Below are 14,523 nucleotides of genomic sequence, written 5' to 3' on the forward strand. Positions count from 1 at the left end.
TGGGTGTGACCGCTGACACAGCGCGTGGGGAGGACGACAGGGTGACATTCGACGAAGAGGGCGCTCGGGCACTCGATGCCGGCGATCCGTCGCAACGTGACCAGTTCCTGGTCCCACCGGTGCCCGACCGTCCGGGCGAGGAGCTTGCGTACCTCGCCGGCAACTCGCTCGGGTTGCAGCCACGGGTCACCGCGCAGCGACTCACCGCCGAGCTGGACGACTGGGCCCGGCTCGGGGTCGAGGGTCACCTGGAGGCCGAGCGGCCGTGGTTGCCCTACCACGAGCTGCTCCGTGAGCCGGCCGCCCGACTGGTCGGCGCACGGCCGGTCGAAGTCGTCGCGATGAACTCGCTCACCGTCAACCTGCACCTGATGATGCTGAGCTTCTACCGGCCGACACCCGAGCGGCACGCGATCGTCATCGAGGACACCGCGTTCCCCTCCGACAGCTATGCCGTCCGCAGCCAGGCAGCCCTCCACGGCTTCGACCCGGACGAGGCGGTGATCCGGCTCCGCGCCCGGGAGGGCGAGGCGGGACTGCGCAGCGAGGACGTCGTCACGTTCCTGCGCGAGAAGGGCGACACCGTCGCGCTGGTGCTGCTCGGGGGCGTCAACTACTACAGCGGCGAGTTCCTCGACATCCCCGCGATCACCCGTGCCGGCCACGACGCGGGCGCAGTGGTCGGCTGGGACCTCGCCCACGCCGCCGGCAACGTGCCCCTGCAGCTCCACGACTGGGACGTCGACTGGGCGGCCTGGTGCACCTACAAGTACCTCAACAGCGGTCCCGGCGCGATCGCTGGAGCCTTCGTCCACGAGCGTCACCTCGCGGACCGGTCCCTGCCCCGGTTGGAGGGATGGTGGAGCACGGACCCGGCCACCCGATTCGCGATGGGTCCCGAGGTCACGCCGGTCGCCTCGGCCGACGCCTGGCAGCTCTCGAACCCCCCGATCCTGGCGATGGCCCCGGTGCTCGCATCACTCGAGATGTTCGACGAGGTCGGGATCGAGACGCTGCGGGCTCGCAGCGAGCGGCTCACGGCGTACCTCGAGCAGGCACTCGACGACCTCTGCGGTGATCGCGCGCTGGAGATCATCACGCCGCGTGATCCCGCTCGACGTGGCTCCCAGCTGTCGGTCCGGCTGCTCGCCGACGACGCGGGAGACGTGGCCCGGGCCCTGCGCGAGCGGGGCGTGATCGCCGATGCCCGGCAGCCCGACGTCATACGCCTCGCACCGGTGCCGATGTACTGCGGCTACCACGACTGCTGGCGCGCCGCCCGGGCCCTGGCCGAGGTGGTGCGTGCCCGTGGCTGAGCAGTCCTTGGCGCAGTCACGGCCGCAGTCACGGCCGCAGCCCCGGCCGCTGGCCGACGCACCGGACGGTACGCACGGCGAGAAGCGCGACGTGGCGATCATCGGAGCGGGCCTGGCCGGCTGCCTGGCTGCCGCGCTGCTCGGCCGGCGCGGGCACGCCGTCACGCTCTACGAACGCCGCGCCGACCCCCGGGCTGCCGGCGCGGAGCGCGGTCGCTCGATCAACCTCGCCCTGTCCGCCCGTGGCTTCGGTGCCCTCGCCGAGGTGGGCCTGGAGCAGGAGGTGCTGGCCCAGGGGCTGCCCATGCACGGGCGCATGGTGCACGCGCCGGACGGACCGCCACAGCTCCAGCCCTACAGCGCGGACCAGGACCGCGCGATCCACTCGGTGAGCCGCAGCCGGCTCAACGCGATCCTGCTCGACACCGCCGAGGCGGTGCCCGGCGTGGACATCGTGTTCGGCCACCAGCTGGACTCCGTCGACCTCGACCGAGGTCGGCTCACCTTCCGCACCGACGACGGCCCGGTCGAGAAGGTGGCCGGGCTGGTCCTGGGCGCCGACGGGTCGTACGCCGCGTCGCGCCGTGCGGTCACCTTCCGTCCGGGCTTCGACTTCAGCCAGGACTACCTGAGCCACGGCTACAAGGAGCTGACCATCCCGGCCGTCGGGGGCGACTTCGCCATCGACCCCGGTGCCCTCCACATCTGGCCCCAGGGATCGTCGATGATGATCGCGCTGCCGAACCTCGACAAGTCCTTCACCTGCACGTTGTTCTGGACCGCCGAGGAGTTCGCCGCGCTGCGCACCGACGACGAGATCCGCGATCACTTCGCCCGGCACTACCCGGACGTGGCGGGTCTGATCCCCGATCTCGTCACTGACTTCAGGGCCAACCCGGTGGGCAGCCTGGTCACCATCCGTTGCAGCCCCTGGGTGCACCACGGTGAGGGAGCCTCACTCGCTTTGCTCGGTGATGCCGCGCACGCGATCGTGCCGTTCTTCGGCCAGGGCGCCAACTGCGCCTTCGAGGACTGCATCGAGCTCGACCGCCAGCTGGCCGGGTCCGGTGATCCGGTGGCCGCTCTCGAGGCCTACCAGGAGGCCCGCAAGGCGAACTGTGACGCGATCGCGGAGATGGCGCTCGACAACTTCGTCGAGATGCGGGACCGGGTGAGCTCACCGGTCTTCCGGGTGCGCTCGAAGGCCCTGCACGCGCTGGAGCGCACCTTCCCCGGACGTTTTCCGACCCGCTACGAGCTGGTCTCCTTCTCCACGGTTCCCTACGTCGAGATCGACGAGCGGATGCGGCGCCAGCACCTCGGATTGTTCGGTGCGGCGGCTGGTGCGGGCGCAATGGTCCTGGCCCTGGTCCGGAGGTTTCGAGATGCTCGTTCCTCGCTCCTCAACCACCGGGATTCGCGCGGGTCTAGGGTCGAAGCATGAGCAGAAGCTTCCGCAACTTCGTCGGTGGTGTGTACGTCGACGGGGTGGCGCAGTTCGACAAGGTGGACCCGGTGGACGGCTCCTTGGTCGGCCGGGTCGAGGAAGCCGGTATGGAGACGGTGGATGCGGCAGTCCGCGCTGCCCGGTCCGCGGTCGACGGCGCCTGGGGGCGCACCCGGGTGGCCGATCGGGTGGCGCTGATGCGCCGGGTCGCCGACCGCATCGACGAGCGGTTCGAGGACTTCGTGGCAGCCGAGGTGCGCGACACCGGCAAGCCGCTGGCACTGGTCCGTGAGCTCGACGTGGCCCGAGCCGCGATGAACTTCCGCTCGTTCGCCGACACCGTCGCCGCAGCCGGCCAGGACTCCTTCCTGACCGAGCTCCCGGACGGTCGCCAGGCGCTCAACTACGCGGTGCACAAGCCGCTGGGCGTGGTCGCCGTGATCGTCCCGTGGAACCTGCCACTGCTCCTGCTGACCTGGAAGGTGGCGCCGGCGCTGGCCTGCGGCAACGCGGTGGTGGTCAAGCCCTCCGAGGAGACTCCGGCCACCGCGACGCTGCTGGCCGAGGTGATTGCCGAGGCCGGAGTGCCCGACGGTGCCTACAACGTGGTGCACGGCTTCGGCCCGGGCTCGGCGGGGGAGTTCCTCACCAGCCATCCGGGCATCGACGGGGTCACGTTCACCGGGGAGTCGAGCACCGGTTCGGCGATCATGCGGTCGGTGGCTCCCGCCGTACGCCCGGTGTCGTTCGAGCTGGGCGGCAAGAACCCCGCCGTGGTGTTCGCCGACGCCGACCTCGACAAGGCGATCCCCGGCCTGGCGCGTTCCACGTTCCTCAACACCGGGCAGGTCTGCCTGTGCACCGAACGGATCTATGTCGAGCGACCGATCTTCGACGAGGTCGTCTCCGGCCTCGCCAAGGAGGCCGCAGCCCTGCGGTTGGGCCGTCCCGACGACCCGGCGACCACGACCGGCCCGCTGATCTCACGTGCACACCGCGAGAAGGTGCAGGGCTACCTCGACCTCGCGGTCACCGAGGGGGCCGACGTGGTGGTCGGTGGCGGTGTGCCCGACCTCGGCGCCGACCTCGCCGGCGGTGCCTGGATCCAGCCGACCGTGTGGACCGGACTCGACAACAGCCACCGGGTGGTGCGCGAGGAGGTGTTCGGGCCGGTGGCCGCGGTGGTCCCGTTCGACACCGAGGACGAGGCGATCCGGTTGGCCAACGACACCGACTACGGCCTGGCCGCCGTCACCTGGACCAGCGACCTCTCGCGTGGTCACCGCGTCGCCCAGCGGATGCGGGTCGGCATGTCCTGGGTGAACACGTGGTACCTGCGCGACCTGCGCTCGCCGTTCGGCGGTGTCGGGCTCTCCGGTATCGGCCGCGAGGGCGGCCTGCACTCCCTGCACTTCTACACCGAACCCACGAATGTGTGCGTGCAACTGTGAACGAAACGAATCTCGATGAACTTGCCGGACGGTTAGACGATGCGGTGCGCAACGCCACCGCGATCACCCAGCTCTCCGACGAGCACCCCCTCACGCTCGATGAGGCGTACGCCGTGCAGCGGGCCGGCATTGCGCTGCGCGTCGGCCGAGGTGACCCCGTGATCGGCGTGAAGCTCGGCTTCACCAGTGAGGCCAAGGCGCGCCAGATGGGCGTCTCCGACGTGATCATCGGCCAGCTCACCGCCAGCACCGAGGTGCCCGACGGCGGCACGGTCGACCTCGCGACGATGGTGCACCCGCGGGTGGAGCCGGAGGTCGCCTTCCGCCTCGGTGAGGAGCTGTCGCCCGACTCCGACGACCCGCTGTCGGCGGTCGCCGAGGTGGCACCGGCGCTCGAGGTCATCGACAGCCGCTACCGCGACTTCAGGTTCAGCCTCGAGGACGTCGTCGCCGACAACACCTCGGCGGCTGGGTTCGTGATCGGTGAGTGGCTGCCGTTCGCCGATCGCTCGGCCTCGGTGGACGACGCCGAGGTGAGCCTCTCCTTCGACGGCCAGGTCCGGGAGCAGGGCAGCACGGCCGACATCCTGGGCGACCCACGGCGGGCGGTGGCTGCGGCGCAACGGATGGCCGGTCGCCACGGACTCGCGCTGCCGGCCGGCTCGATCATCCTTGCCGGTGCGGCCACGGCCGCGGTGGCTCTGGAGCCCGGCGTGCTCGTGGAGGCGACGGTCGCCGGACTGGGGTCGGTGTCCGTGCGCACCGCGCCCGCGTCGACGCCCGACGGTGACGACCATGGCTGAGAGGAGCCGCGCCGAGAGCGTCGTCGTGGAGGGCAAGGCCACACCGCGTGGTGCCTTCCCCCACGTCAAGGTCGCCGGCGACCTGGTCTTCGTCTCCGGCACCAGCAGCCGCCGCAGCGACAACACGTTCGCCGGTGTGCAGGTCGACGAGCTCGGCGTGGTCGACCTCGACATCCGGGAACAGACCCGAGCGGTGATCGAGAACGTTCGCGACCTGCTGGCCTCCGTCGGCGCCGCGCTCGACGACCTCGTCCAGGTGACGACGTACCTCGTCAGCATGAACGACTTCGGTGGCTACAACGAGGTGTGGGCCGAGTTCTTCGACCGCACCGGTCCGACGCGCACGACGGTCGCCGTGCACCAGCTCCCGCACCCCCACCTGCTCATCGAGATCCAGGCGGTCGCCAGCCTGTCCGGCAGTGGCCGCACCGACCGAACCATGGAGGAGAGCTCATGACCGACATCCCACCCGTCTTCAACTTCGAGTCCTGGATCGCGGAGAACGAGCACCTGCTCAAGCCGCCGGTCAACAACAAGCAGATGTGGGACCCCACCGGCGACTTCATCGTGATGGTGGTCGGCGGGCCGAACAGCCGGACCGACTTCCACTTCGAGCCCTACGAGGAGTGGTTCTACCAGTACCGCGGCAACATGCACGTCGACCTGATGACAGCGGAGGGGCCGCAGCGCGTCGACATCACCGAGGGCTCGATGTGGAAGCTGCCGGGCAACACCTACCACTCCCCGCAACGTCCCGAGGCCGGCTCCATCGGCCTTGTCATCGAGAAGATCCGTCCCGAGGGCACCTTGGAGAAGTTCGCCTGGTTCTGTCAGGAGTGCAACGCCAAGGTGCACGAGGCCGAGCTGCAGGTCCGCGACATCGTGCAGGACCTGCCCCCGGTCTTCGAGGCCTTCTACTCCTCCGAGGAGGCGCGCACCTGCGGCGAGTGCGGTGCGCTGCACCCCGGGAAGGGCTGAGTTGGACTCGACAAGGGCTGAGTTGGACTCGATCGACGTCCACACCCACTACGTGCCTGCGGGTTGGCCCGACCTGGGCGAGGGACGCCCGTGGTTGCGGATCACCTCCGAGCGGGAGGCGATGATCATGGTCGGCGACACCGAGTTCCGGCCGGTGCGCTCGAACTGCTGGGACAGCTCGGTCCGCTTGTCCGACATGGACGCAGACGGGGTGGCCCAGCAGGTGGTCTCCCCGACCCCGCTGTTCTTCGGCTACGACCTGCCGGGCGCGGAGGCGGCGAAGGTGGCCCGCATCTTCAACGACCTCGCCCTCGAGATCTGTGCGCCCTCCGCAGGAAGGCTGCTGCCCTTCGCGCAGGTTCCCCTCCAGGACACGGACGCCGCCTGTCGGGAGCTGGAACGGTGCCAGGAGTCGGGGCACCTCGGAGTCGAGATCGGCAACCACGTCGGCGACCGCGACCTCGACGACGAGGGCATCGTCACCTTCCTGCAGCACGCTGCCGCCCTCGGGATGCCGGTCTTCGTGCACCCGTGGGACATGGCGACCTCGCCCCGCCTGGACCGGTGGATGGCGCGCTGGCTGACCGGGATGCCAGCCGAGACCCACCTGTCAGTGATCGCGATGGTGCTCGGCGGTGCCTTCGACCGCCTGCCCGAGACCCTGCGGATCTGCTTCGCCCACGGAGGCGGGTCGTTCGCGTTCTGGCTCGGCCGGTTCGAGAACGCGTGGCACCGGCGCGGCGACCTCGTCGCCAAGTCGCAGCTGCCACCGTCGGCGTACGTCGGCCGGTTCAGCGTCGACTCCGTGGTCTTCGAGCCGGCGGCACTGCGGCTGCTCGTGGACACCCTCGGGGCATCGCAGGTCATGCTCGGCAGCGACTACCCCTACCCTCTCGGCGAGCGGCCCGTCGGCGCAGTGGTGGAACGGGCGAACTTCCTGGCCGAGCCCGACCGTGCAGCGATCCTGCAGGGCAACGCGAAGCGGTTCCTGGGCCTGGTCTGACCCAGGATTCCCGGTCCTGGACCGGGCCGGTCGGGCCGGTCGTGGAGTTGCCGGCGGGGGACAACCCGGGGCGTGCCCGGGGCGTGACACACTTGCCCGGCAAATTCGCCGCACCGGCGTGGCGGCAGCCCTTTCGACCCCAGGGAATTCAGGGACATGGACCAGCGGATCAGTTTTGTCACGCTCGCGGTCAGCGACCTCGACGCCACTCGCGCGTTCTACCTCGACGGCCTCGGCTGGCAGGCGGAGCTCGACGTGCCCGGCGAGGTGCTGATGATCAAGGCGGGGGAGCACCTGGTGCTCTCACTGTGGGTCGACTCCGAGTTCGAGGCCGAGGTCGGCCCGATCCGGCGCGGTCCCGGCATCGTACCGATGACACTGGCCCACAACGTGGCCTCCCGCGAAGAGGTCGACGCCGTGCTGGCAACGGCTCGGGCAGCGGGTGCCGACCCGGTCAGCGACGCCCTGGACCGTGACTGGGGCGGCTGCACCGGCTACTTCGCCGACCCCGACGGCTTCCGCTGGGAGGTCGCCTGGAACCCGGGTGCGATCGGCCGGGTCGTCCTGCCGTGAAGGAGATCATCGCGCCCCGCCAGGCCCTGCTCGGTGCCCTGGCAGCCTTCGTCGTCCTGGTCCTGGTGGCCACGGTCGCCGGCCTCGACGTCGAACCCACCAGGGAGTCCGGGGCCGTGGCCGGGTCACCCGCGGTGCTGAGCTCGGGCGACGACGTCGAGGGGTCAGGCGTCGAGGGATCAGGCGTCGAGAGATCAGGCGTCGAGGGATCAGGCGTCGAGGAGGCGCCGGTCCTTGCTCGACGTGCGCCCGTTGCTGAGCTTCCGCACGGCGGCACGGAGGTCTTCGACGGTCGGATCCTGGTCGCCTACTACGGCACCGGTGGCACCGGCGCGCTCGGTGTGCTGGGCGAGACCACCCCGGACCGGGCCGTCCGTCGTCTTCGCCGGGCAGCGAAGCCGTTCGGCCGTCCGGGCCGACCGGCGGTCCCCGTGTTCGAGCTGATCGTCACCGTGGCCGACGGGACCCCCGGCAAGGACCGCGACTTCAGCCATGACATCGCACGGGAGCAGGTGCGCCGCTACATCCGCGCCGCCCACCGACACGAGGTGATGCTGGTGCTCGACCTCCAGACCGGCCGCAGTGACTTCCTCGATGTCGCCAAGCGCTGGACGTGGGCCCTGAGGCACCCGCACGTCGGGCTGGCCCTCGACCCCGAGTGGCGGATGGGACGACACGGGGTCCCGGGGCAGCGCATCGGCTCGGTCTCCGCGGCCGAGGTGAACCGCACCTCGCGGTGGCTCTCGCGGCTCGTTCGCCGCGAGCACCTGCCGCAGAAGATCTTCATGCTGCACCAGTTCCGGCGCGAGATGATCCCCAACCTGGCGAAGGTGAACCGGCGCAGGAACTTGGCGCTGGTCCAACATGTCGACGGCTTCGGCACCCCCGGCCAGAAGCTGGACACCTACCGTCACGTCGCGGCACCCAGGAAGTTCCACATGGGCTTCAAGCTCTTCTACGACGAGGACGTCCGACGCATGTCCCCCGCCAAGGTGAAGCGAATCCGACCGGAGGTCGAGTTCGTCAGCTTCCAGTGACGGATGCGCCGGACCCGCCGTCGCACCGCCATCGCACCGCAATTTCAGCGCCATCGCACCGCTGTCGCACCGCCAGGAGGGCCTCGACCGGTTGAACAAACGTTCATTCAAAACCCGTCTTGAATGAACGTTTGTTCAACCGGAGCAGGGCATCCGGGGCGCGGATCGATGCGGGCTCGCCGGGCGGATCCGTGTCACGGCCGGCCCCCGGCGGCGGGTGGACCCGGCCCACGGATCCATGCCGACCGGCATCGCCCCGGATCAGCGTGACCCCGGACCGTCGTCACCCCGGACCGCATCCGTGCGGAAGGCCGCTGCGAGGTCAGGGTCGGCTCGCCAGTCGCCACCGCGACCTGCGTGCCGCATCCAGCTCAGCGCCGCGTCGAGGTGCGCCGGCACTGGATCGGGTTGCCTCACGGGTGCAGGGCAGATGTCGAGCGCCGACAGGGTGCGGAGGAACAACTCCTCGGCGTCAGCGGGTGACAGCGGTCTGACAGGGGCGGCCATCTGGGACTGCAGGCCTTCACTGAGTGCCAGGAGGCCCGTGAGCATCCGCGGCTGGATCCGTCCTTCTGTGAGCGCGTGCAGATATTGCCGCAGCACCGCGTGGTGATCGTTCAGGCACCGTTCGAGGTCGGGATCGCTGCGCCAAAGCTCGAGCCAGCCGAGCCAGACTCGCGCGTGCACGGTCGCGTCGGTGCACCACGACCGGTCGCTGGGTTTTGGCAGCAGCGCGCGCAGACCACGGTAGGGCTGACCGACGACGAATTCGTCCAGTCGATCCTTGGCGTTGCGCACGGCCGCCACGTGGAGCAGTCGGGCTCGCGAACCGAAGTGGTTGACGACCGTCGGTGCTCTGACCCCGCTGACCTGGCTGATCCGCCGCAGCGTCAGGCCGGGCACACCGTCAGTGGCGATGACGTGGTTGATGGCGAGGGTCAGGGTGTCGGTGCGGTTGATGGAATCGATGAGACGAGGCATGTGACCAGTCCAGGGCTGGCCACCGACAATCGGGGATGGTTCTCCACAGGTGGCGTCAGGATGAACCGATCGGGTGCCGTGGCAGGAGAAATCCTGTGGCACGCCCCGCGGGCAACTCCTAGAGTGCATCACATGTCGATCCGCTTCCCACGTCCACTCGCCCGCGGAGATCTGATCGGCATCACCTCGCCCTCCGCCGGGGTCGAGGACCGGATGCAGGGCCGTCTCCAGGTAGCGCTCGACTCGCTGCGCGGGCGCGGCTACGACGTACGCGTGGGTCAGTGCATGAGTGCCGACCAGCATGTCTCCGCGCCGAAGCAGGAACGCGCCGACGAGCTCATGGAGATGTTGCTCGACCCCGCGATCCGCGCGGTGGTGCCGCCGTGGGGAGGGGAGCTCGCGGTCGACCTGCTCGACCTCCTCGACTGGGAAGTGCTCGCTTCTGCCGAGCCGACCTGGTTGGTGGGCTACTCCGACATGAGCACGGTCATGGTGCCGCTGACCCTGCGCTCCGGGTGGGCCACCTTGCACGGGGCCAACCTGATGGACTCGCCCTACGATCCGCCCGAGGGCCTGCTGCACTGGACCGACGTCGCGGCCGCGACCGCTGACGTCGTGCAGAACAGTCCCGGGCGCTTCCGGACTCCCGGTCGACGTGACGACTACGTCGACGACCCGGGAGTGAGGGAGCTCGACCTCGACGCCGAGGGTGGGTGGAGCGTGCTCGGCGGGGGAGACCTCGAGGTGAGCGGTCGGCTGATCGGAGGCTGCACCGAGACGCTCGGTGCGATCTCCGGGACGCCGTACGCCGACGTGGCGGCCTTCGGCCGCGAGCACGCCGACGAAGGGATCATCGTCTACGTGGAGGCGTGCGACTTCGGTGCGTTCGACGTGGCCCGCATCCTGCACGGCTTCCGGCTGGCCGGCTGGTTCGAGCACGCCAACGCGATCCTGGTCGGCCGCCCGCTGGCCCCGGACTCAGACGGGTTCACCCAGCAGGACGCCGCAGCCGATGCGCTGGGCGACCTCGGTGTCCCGGTGGTGCTCGACGTCGACTGCGGACACGTGGCGCCGTTCCTGCCGCTGGTCAACGGGGCCAGCGCCCGGATCACTCTGCGGGACGGTCGCGGCGAGGTCACCCAGCACCTCGGTTGATCGCCTAGCCTCGTGGAGGTGACCTCCCGGACCAACGAGCACGGCCAGCCGATCGGCCCTGCGGTCGACGACTGGGTGCCCTGCCCGTTCCCCGACGTGACGCCGATGACGGGGCAGTGGTGCCGGATCGAGCCGATCATCACCGAGCACGCGGACGAGCTCTACGAGGAGCTGTGCGGGCCGGGCAACGACGACCTGTGGACCTATCTGCCACGCGAGATGCCGGTCGATCGTGCCGAGCTCGCCGAGCACGTCGAGGAGCGCTCCTTGGCCACCGACTCGGTGACCGTGGTCGTCCGGGACGCCGGCGGGGTGGCGGCGGGGATGGCCAGCTACCTGCGCATCGACCAGGGCAACGGCTCGGTCGAGATCGGCTGGATCGCGCTGGGCCGACGGCTGCAGCGCACCACGGCCGCGACCGAGGCCCAGTTCCTGCTGGCTCGCCACGTCTTCTCGCTCGGCTATCGCCGCTACGAGTGGAAGTGCGACGCGCTCAACGAGCCGTCGCGTCGGGCGGCCCAGCGCCTGGGTTTCACCTACGAGGGCCGGTTCCGGCAGGCAGTGGTCCACAAGGGCCGCAACCGCGACACCGACTGGTTCTCCATCGTCGACTCGGAGTGGCCGGCGCTCGCGGCGGCGTACGACGCGTGGTTGGCGCCGGACAACCAGGTCGAGGGCAGGCAGGTCCGATCGTTGGAGGAGATCCGCGCCGGCGGATGACCTCGGTTGTCGCGGGTGGCATGCTGGAGGCATGGGCGAGACACTGAGCGACCAGCAGGTGCACGACGCGGGACTGTCCGGCTGGGCGCTGCGTGACGACGCACTCCACCTGCACTGCGCGACGGGCGACTTCGCCACCGGCCTGGCCCTGGTCAACGAGGTCGGCGCTGCGGCCGAGGACGCCAACCACCACCCCGACATCGACCTGCGCTACGGCGAGGTGACGATCCGGCTCTCGAGTCACGACGTCGGGGGAGTCAGCGAACGCGACGTGGCTCTGGCTCGGCGGATCAGCGAGCTCGCTGCCGGGGCCGGCGTGAAGACGACGGCCGGGTGACGAGTCCGGGTGACGGCGGCGGGGTGACGAGGACGGCTGACGAGTACGGGTGACGACGGGTGACGACGGGGTCGTCCGGGGAGGTCCGAGCGGACGCCATATAGTGGGATCGACGTTTCACGATGTGGGATACCTGATTCACTGGGTTGACTCCGTCGGGAGTTGGCAGCGAACGTTGGCGCATGCACAAGCAGCTTCTTGTATGCACCAGACGCGTGAGCTGAGGCCCCACCGCCTCACCGCACACGCGTCGTCCCCTCGTTGCCACTTCTGGCCGAGGGGTTTTTTGTTGGTCACACGAAGACAGGAAAGACAATGGCTGAGCAGGACAGTGGATCGGGCTCCGGAACCCAGGTCACGGGTGCGCAGAGCCTGGTCAAGTCGCTGGAGAGCGCCGGTGTCGAGGACATCTTCGGCATCCCCGGAGGCGCCATCCTCCCGGCGTACGACCCGCTCTTCGACTCCAAGATCCGCCACATCCTCGTGCGTCACGAGCAGGGGGCCGGCCACGCCGCCCAGGGGTACGCCGCGGCCACCGGCAAGGTGGGCGTGTGCATGGCGACCTCGGGCCCCGGGGCGACCAACCTGGTGACCCCGATCGCCGATGCGCACATGGACTCGCTGCCGATGGTGGCGGTCACCGGCCAGGTCGGCGCCTCGATGATCGGCACGGACGCGTTCCAGGAGGCCGACATCCGCGGCATCACGATGCCGATCACCAAGCACAACTTCCTGATCACCGATCCCGCTGAGATCCCGCAGCGGATCGCCGAGGCGTTCCACATCGCCTCGACCGGCCGGCCCGGCCCGGTGCTGGTCGACGTCGCCAAGTCAGCGCTGCAGGCAATGACCACCTTCGAGTGGCCGACCGAGCTGCACCTTCCCGGCTACCGGCCGGTGACGCGACCCCACAGCAAGCAGATCCGTGAGGCCTCCAAGCTGATCCTCGAGGCGCGGCGACCCGTGCTCTACGTCGGAGGCGGTGTGATCCGCTCCGGTGCCGCCAAGGAGCTGCGCGTGCTGGCCGAGGCCACCGGGATGCCGGTCGTGACCACGCTGATGGCCCGCGGTGCCTTCCCCGACAGCCACCCGCAGCACCTCGGCATGCCCGGCATGCACGGCACCGTGGCGGCAGTGGCCGGCCTGCAGAAGAGCGACCTGATCATCAGCCTCGGTGCGCGCTTCGACGACCGTGTGACCGGAAACCTCGACTCGTTCGCACCCGGTGCCCAGGTCATCCACGCCGACATCGACCCGGCCGAGATCGGGAAGAACCGCCATGCCGACGTCCCGATCGTGGGCGACGCCCGCGAGGTGATCGCTGACCTGGTCATCGCGCTCAATGCCGAGGCCGAGCAGGGCAACCGCGGTGACTACGAGGCGTGGGTCGCCTTCCTGGCCGGCATCAAGAAGCAGTACCCGGTGGCCTACGAGGCCCCGGCCGACGGCAGCCTGGCTCCGCAGTACGTCCTCGAGCGCCTGGGCAAGATCGCCGGGCCCGAGGCGATCTACTGCTCGGGGGTCGGACAGCACCAGATGTGGTCGGCACACTTCGTCGGCTACGAGAACCCCAACACCTGGATCAACTCCGGTGGCCTGGGCACGATGGGCTTCTCGGTGCCGGCAGCCATGGGCGCCAAGGTGGGCAAGCCGGACAGCACGGTGTGGTCGATCGACGGTGACGGGTGCTTCCAGATGACCAACCAGGAGCTTGCCACCTGCGCGATCAACAACATCCCGATCAAGGTGGCAGTGATCAACAACGAGTCGCTCGGGATGGTGCGGCAGTGGCAGACGTTGTTCTACAACGAGCGCTACTCCAACACCGACCTGCACAGCAAGCGCATCCCTGACTTCGTGAAGCTGGCCGATGCTTACGGCTGTGTCGGCCTGGCGTGCGACTCGCCCGGTGACGTCGACGCGACGATCGAGCAGGCGATGTCGATCAACGACCAGCCCGTCGTCGTCGACTTCCGGGTGCACCGTGACGCCATGGTGTGGCCGATGGTTGCCGCCGGCACCAGCAACGACGAGATCAAGTACGCCCGCGACCTCGCCCCCAAGTTCGACGAGGACGACCTGTGACCAGTCGTTGGTCGAGCATCGAGCGCAGCGAGCCCCTCGAGACCCAGGAGCACGAATGACCAAGCACACCCTGTCCGTCCTGGTGGAGAACAAGCCGGGCGTCCTGGCCCGCATCGCCGGGCTCTTCAGCCGTCGCGGCTACAACATCGACAGCCTGGCCGTGGGTCCGACCGAGAGCCCGGATGTCTCGCGAATGACGATCGTGGTCTCGGTCGACGAGAGCCCCCTGGAGCAGGTGACCAAGCAGCTCAACAAGCTGGTCGAGGTGATCAAGATCGTCGAGCTCGACGACGCGTCCTCGGTCAGCCGGGAGCTCCTGCTCGTCAAGGTCCGCGCCGATGCCGACTCCCGGGGCCACGTGCTGGACGCGGTCCAGCTGTTCAAGGCCAAGGTGGTCGACGTGGCACCTGATGCGTTGACCATCCAGGTCACCGGCAATGCCGACAAGCTCGCCGACTTCCTCAGGGTCCTCGAGCCCTTCGGGGTCCGTGAGCTGGTCCAGTCCGGCGTGGTGGCGATCGGTCGGGGGGCCCGCTCGATCTCCGAGCGCGGCCAGCGCCCGGTCGCCGTACCGGCTCCGCCTGCGGCGGTCTGACCCCTGTCCCGCTTCACCGGGGCCCGGGGAAGCGGGAACTCC

At 69.5% G+C, this 14,523-nt stretch carries 15 protein-coding genes; 14 read left to right on the top strand and 1 reads right to left on the bottom strand.

The window, feature by feature from the left end; genetic code table 11:
- Positions 1-41: 41 nt before the first annotated feature.
- From kynU to ncot_RS05515, 9 genes are all read left to right on the top strand, one after another.
- Positions 42-1,316 (top strand): kynureninase, encoded by a 1,275-nt coding sequence (gene kynU, locus ncot_RS05475; RefSeq protein ID WP_240938085.1) that lies wholly within the window; start codon positions 42-44, stop codon positions 1,314-1,316.
- Positions 1,309-2,760: an NAD(P)/FAD-dependent oxidoreductase gene (locus ncot_RS05480; RefSeq protein WP_240938086.1), complete on the top strand. Its 1,452-nt coding sequence runs from the start codon at positions 1,309-1,311 to the stop codon at positions 2,758-2,760. Before kynU ends, ncot_RS05480 begins: the two co-directional genes overlap by 8 nt.
- Positions 2,757-4,214, top strand: a complete 1,458-nt coding sequence (locus ncot_RS05485) for a 2-hydroxymuconic semialdehyde dehydrogenase (RefSeq protein ID WP_168616699.1) — start codon at positions 2,757-2,759, stop codon at positions 4,212-4,214. The genes ncot_RS05480 and ncot_RS05485 overlap by 4 nt, the downstream gene beginning before the upstream one ends.
- A 44-nt stretch (positions 4,215-4,258) precedes the next feature.
- Positions 4,259-5,017, top strand: coding sequence for a fumarylacetoacetate hydrolase family protein (locus ncot_RS05490; RefSeq protein ID WP_206065160.1), 759 nt, complete (start codon positions 4,259-4,261; stop codon positions 5,015-5,017).
- The gene (locus tag ncot_RS05495; protein WP_168616701.1) at positions 5,010-5,474 is read left to right on the top strand and encodes a RidA family protein; all 465 of its coding nucleotides are present in this window, start codon (positions 5,010-5,012) and stop codon (positions 5,472-5,474) included. The genes ncot_RS05490 and ncot_RS05495 overlap by 8 nt, the downstream gene beginning before the upstream one ends.
- Complete coding sequence (locus ncot_RS05500) at positions 5,471-5,995, top strand: 3-hydroxyanthranilate 3,4-dioxygenase (RefSeq protein ID WP_168616702.1); 525 nt, start codon at positions 5,471-5,473, stop codon at positions 5,993-5,995. Before ncot_RS05495 ends, ncot_RS05500 begins: the two co-directional genes overlap by 4 nt.
- Before the next feature lie 22 nt (positions 5,996-6,017).
- On the top strand, positions 6,018-6,998 hold the full coding sequence (locus ncot_RS05505) for an amidohydrolase family protein (protein ID WP_168616703.1): 981 nt from the start codon (positions 6,018-6,020) through the stop codon (positions 6,996-6,998).
- A 156-nt stretch (positions 6,999-7,154) separates the two neighbouring features.
- Complete coding sequence (locus ncot_RS05510) at positions 7,155-7,571, top strand: VOC family protein (protein ID WP_168616704.1); 417 nt, start codon at positions 7,155-7,157, stop codon at positions 7,569-7,571.
- On the top strand, positions 7,568-8,608 hold the full coding sequence (locus tag ncot_RS05515) for a hypothetical protein (RefSeq protein WP_168616705.1): 1,041 nt from the start codon (positions 7,568-7,570) through the stop codon (positions 8,606-8,608). The genes ncot_RS05510 and ncot_RS05515 overlap by 4 nt, the downstream gene beginning before the upstream one ends.
- A gap of 261 nt (positions 8,609-8,869) precedes the next feature.
- Here the strand turns inward: ncot_RS05515 and ncot_RS05520 are convergent, their stop codons facing one another.
- Positions 8,870-9,589: a TetR/AcrR family transcriptional regulator gene (locus tag ncot_RS05520; protein WP_168616706.1), complete on the bottom strand. Its 720-nt coding sequence runs from the start codon at positions 9,587-9,589 to the stop codon at positions 8,870-8,872.
- Between the two features lie 132 nt (positions 9,590-9,721).
- Here ncot_RS05520 and ncot_RS05525 point away from each other — a divergent pair, with 132 nt between their 5' ends.
- The 5 genes from ncot_RS05525 to ilvN all read left to right on the top strand — a co-directional run bounded on the left by ncot_RS05525 (position 9,722) and on the right by ilvN (position 14,481).
- Positions 9,722-10,744, top strand: a complete 1,023-nt coding sequence (locus tag ncot_RS05525) for a S66 peptidase family protein (RefSeq protein ID WP_168616707.1) — start codon at positions 9,722-9,724, stop codon at positions 10,742-10,744.
- An 18-nt stretch (positions 10,745-10,762) separates the two neighbouring features.
- Complete coding sequence (locus ncot_RS05530; protein ID WP_168616708.1) at positions 10,763-11,464, top strand: GNAT family protein; 702 nt, start codon at positions 10,763-10,765, stop codon at positions 11,462-11,464.
- A 31-nt stretch (positions 11,465-11,495) separates the two neighbouring features.
- Positions 11,496-11,801 carry a 4a-hydroxytetrahydrobiopterin dehydratase gene (locus tag ncot_RS05535; RefSeq protein ID WP_168616709.1) on the top strand — a complete coding sequence of 102 codons (306 nt, stop codon included), beginning with the start codon at positions 11,496-11,498 and terminating at the stop codon, positions 11,799-11,801.
- Positions 11,802-12,116: 315 nt separating this feature from the next.
- The gene (locus tag ncot_RS05540; protein WP_168616710.1) at positions 12,117-13,886 is read left to right on the top strand and encodes an acetolactate synthase large subunit; all 1,770 of its coding nucleotides are present in this window, start codon (positions 12,117-12,119) and stop codon (positions 13,884-13,886) included.
- A 55-nt stretch (positions 13,887-13,941) separates the two neighbouring features.
- The gene (ilvN, locus tag ncot_RS05545; RefSeq protein WP_168616711.1) at positions 13,942-14,481 is read left to right on the top strand and encodes an acetolactate synthase small subunit; all 540 of its coding nucleotides are present in this window, start codon (positions 13,942-13,944) and stop codon (positions 14,479-14,481) included.
- Positions 14,482-14,523: the final 42 nt, after the last annotated feature.

Origin of the sequence: Nocardioides sp. JQ2195, from assembly GCF_012272695.1 — a bacterium.
GTDB lineage: Bacteria > Actinomycetota > Actinomycetes > Propionibacteriales > Nocardioidaceae > Nocardioides.

Excerpts from the sequence above, each read along its gene's own strand:
- ncot_RS05485 (WP_168616699.1), top strand. The coding sequence starts at position 2,757 with ATGAGCAGAAGCTTCCGCAACTTCGTCGGTGGTGTGTACGTCGACGGG.
- ncot_RS05495 (WP_168616701.1), top strand. The coding sequence starts at position 5,010 with ATGGCTGAGAGGAGCCGCGCCGAGAGCGTCGTCGTGGAGGGCAAGGCC.
- ncot_RS05500 (WP_168616702.1), top strand. The coding sequence starts at position 5,471 with ATGACCGACATCCCACCCGTCTTCAACTTCGAGTCCTGGATCGCGGAG.
- ncot_RS05510 (WP_168616704.1), top strand. The coding sequence starts at position 7,155 with ATGGACCAGCGGATCAGTTTTGTCACGCTCGCGGTCAGCGACCTCGAC.
- ncot_RS05520 (WP_168616706.1), bottom strand. The coding sequence starts at position 9,589 with ATGCCTCGTCTCATCGATTCCATCAACCGCACCGACACCCTGACCCTC.
- ncot_RS05525 (WP_168616707.1), top strand. The coding sequence starts at position 9,722 with ATGTCGATCCGCTTCCCACGTCCACTCGCCCGCGGAGATCTGATCGGC.
- ncot_RS05535 (WP_168616709.1), top strand. The coding sequence starts at position 11,496 with ATGGGCGAGACACTGAGCGACCAGCAGGTGCACGACGCGGGACTGTCC.
- ncot_RS05540 (WP_168616710.1), top strand. The coding sequence starts at position 12,117 with ATGGCTGAGCAGGACAGTGGATCGGGCTCCGGAACCCAGGTCACGGGT.
- ilvN (WP_168616711.1), top strand. The coding sequence starts at position 13,942 with ATGACCAAGCACACCCTGTCCGTCCTGGTGGAGAACAAGCCGGGCGTC.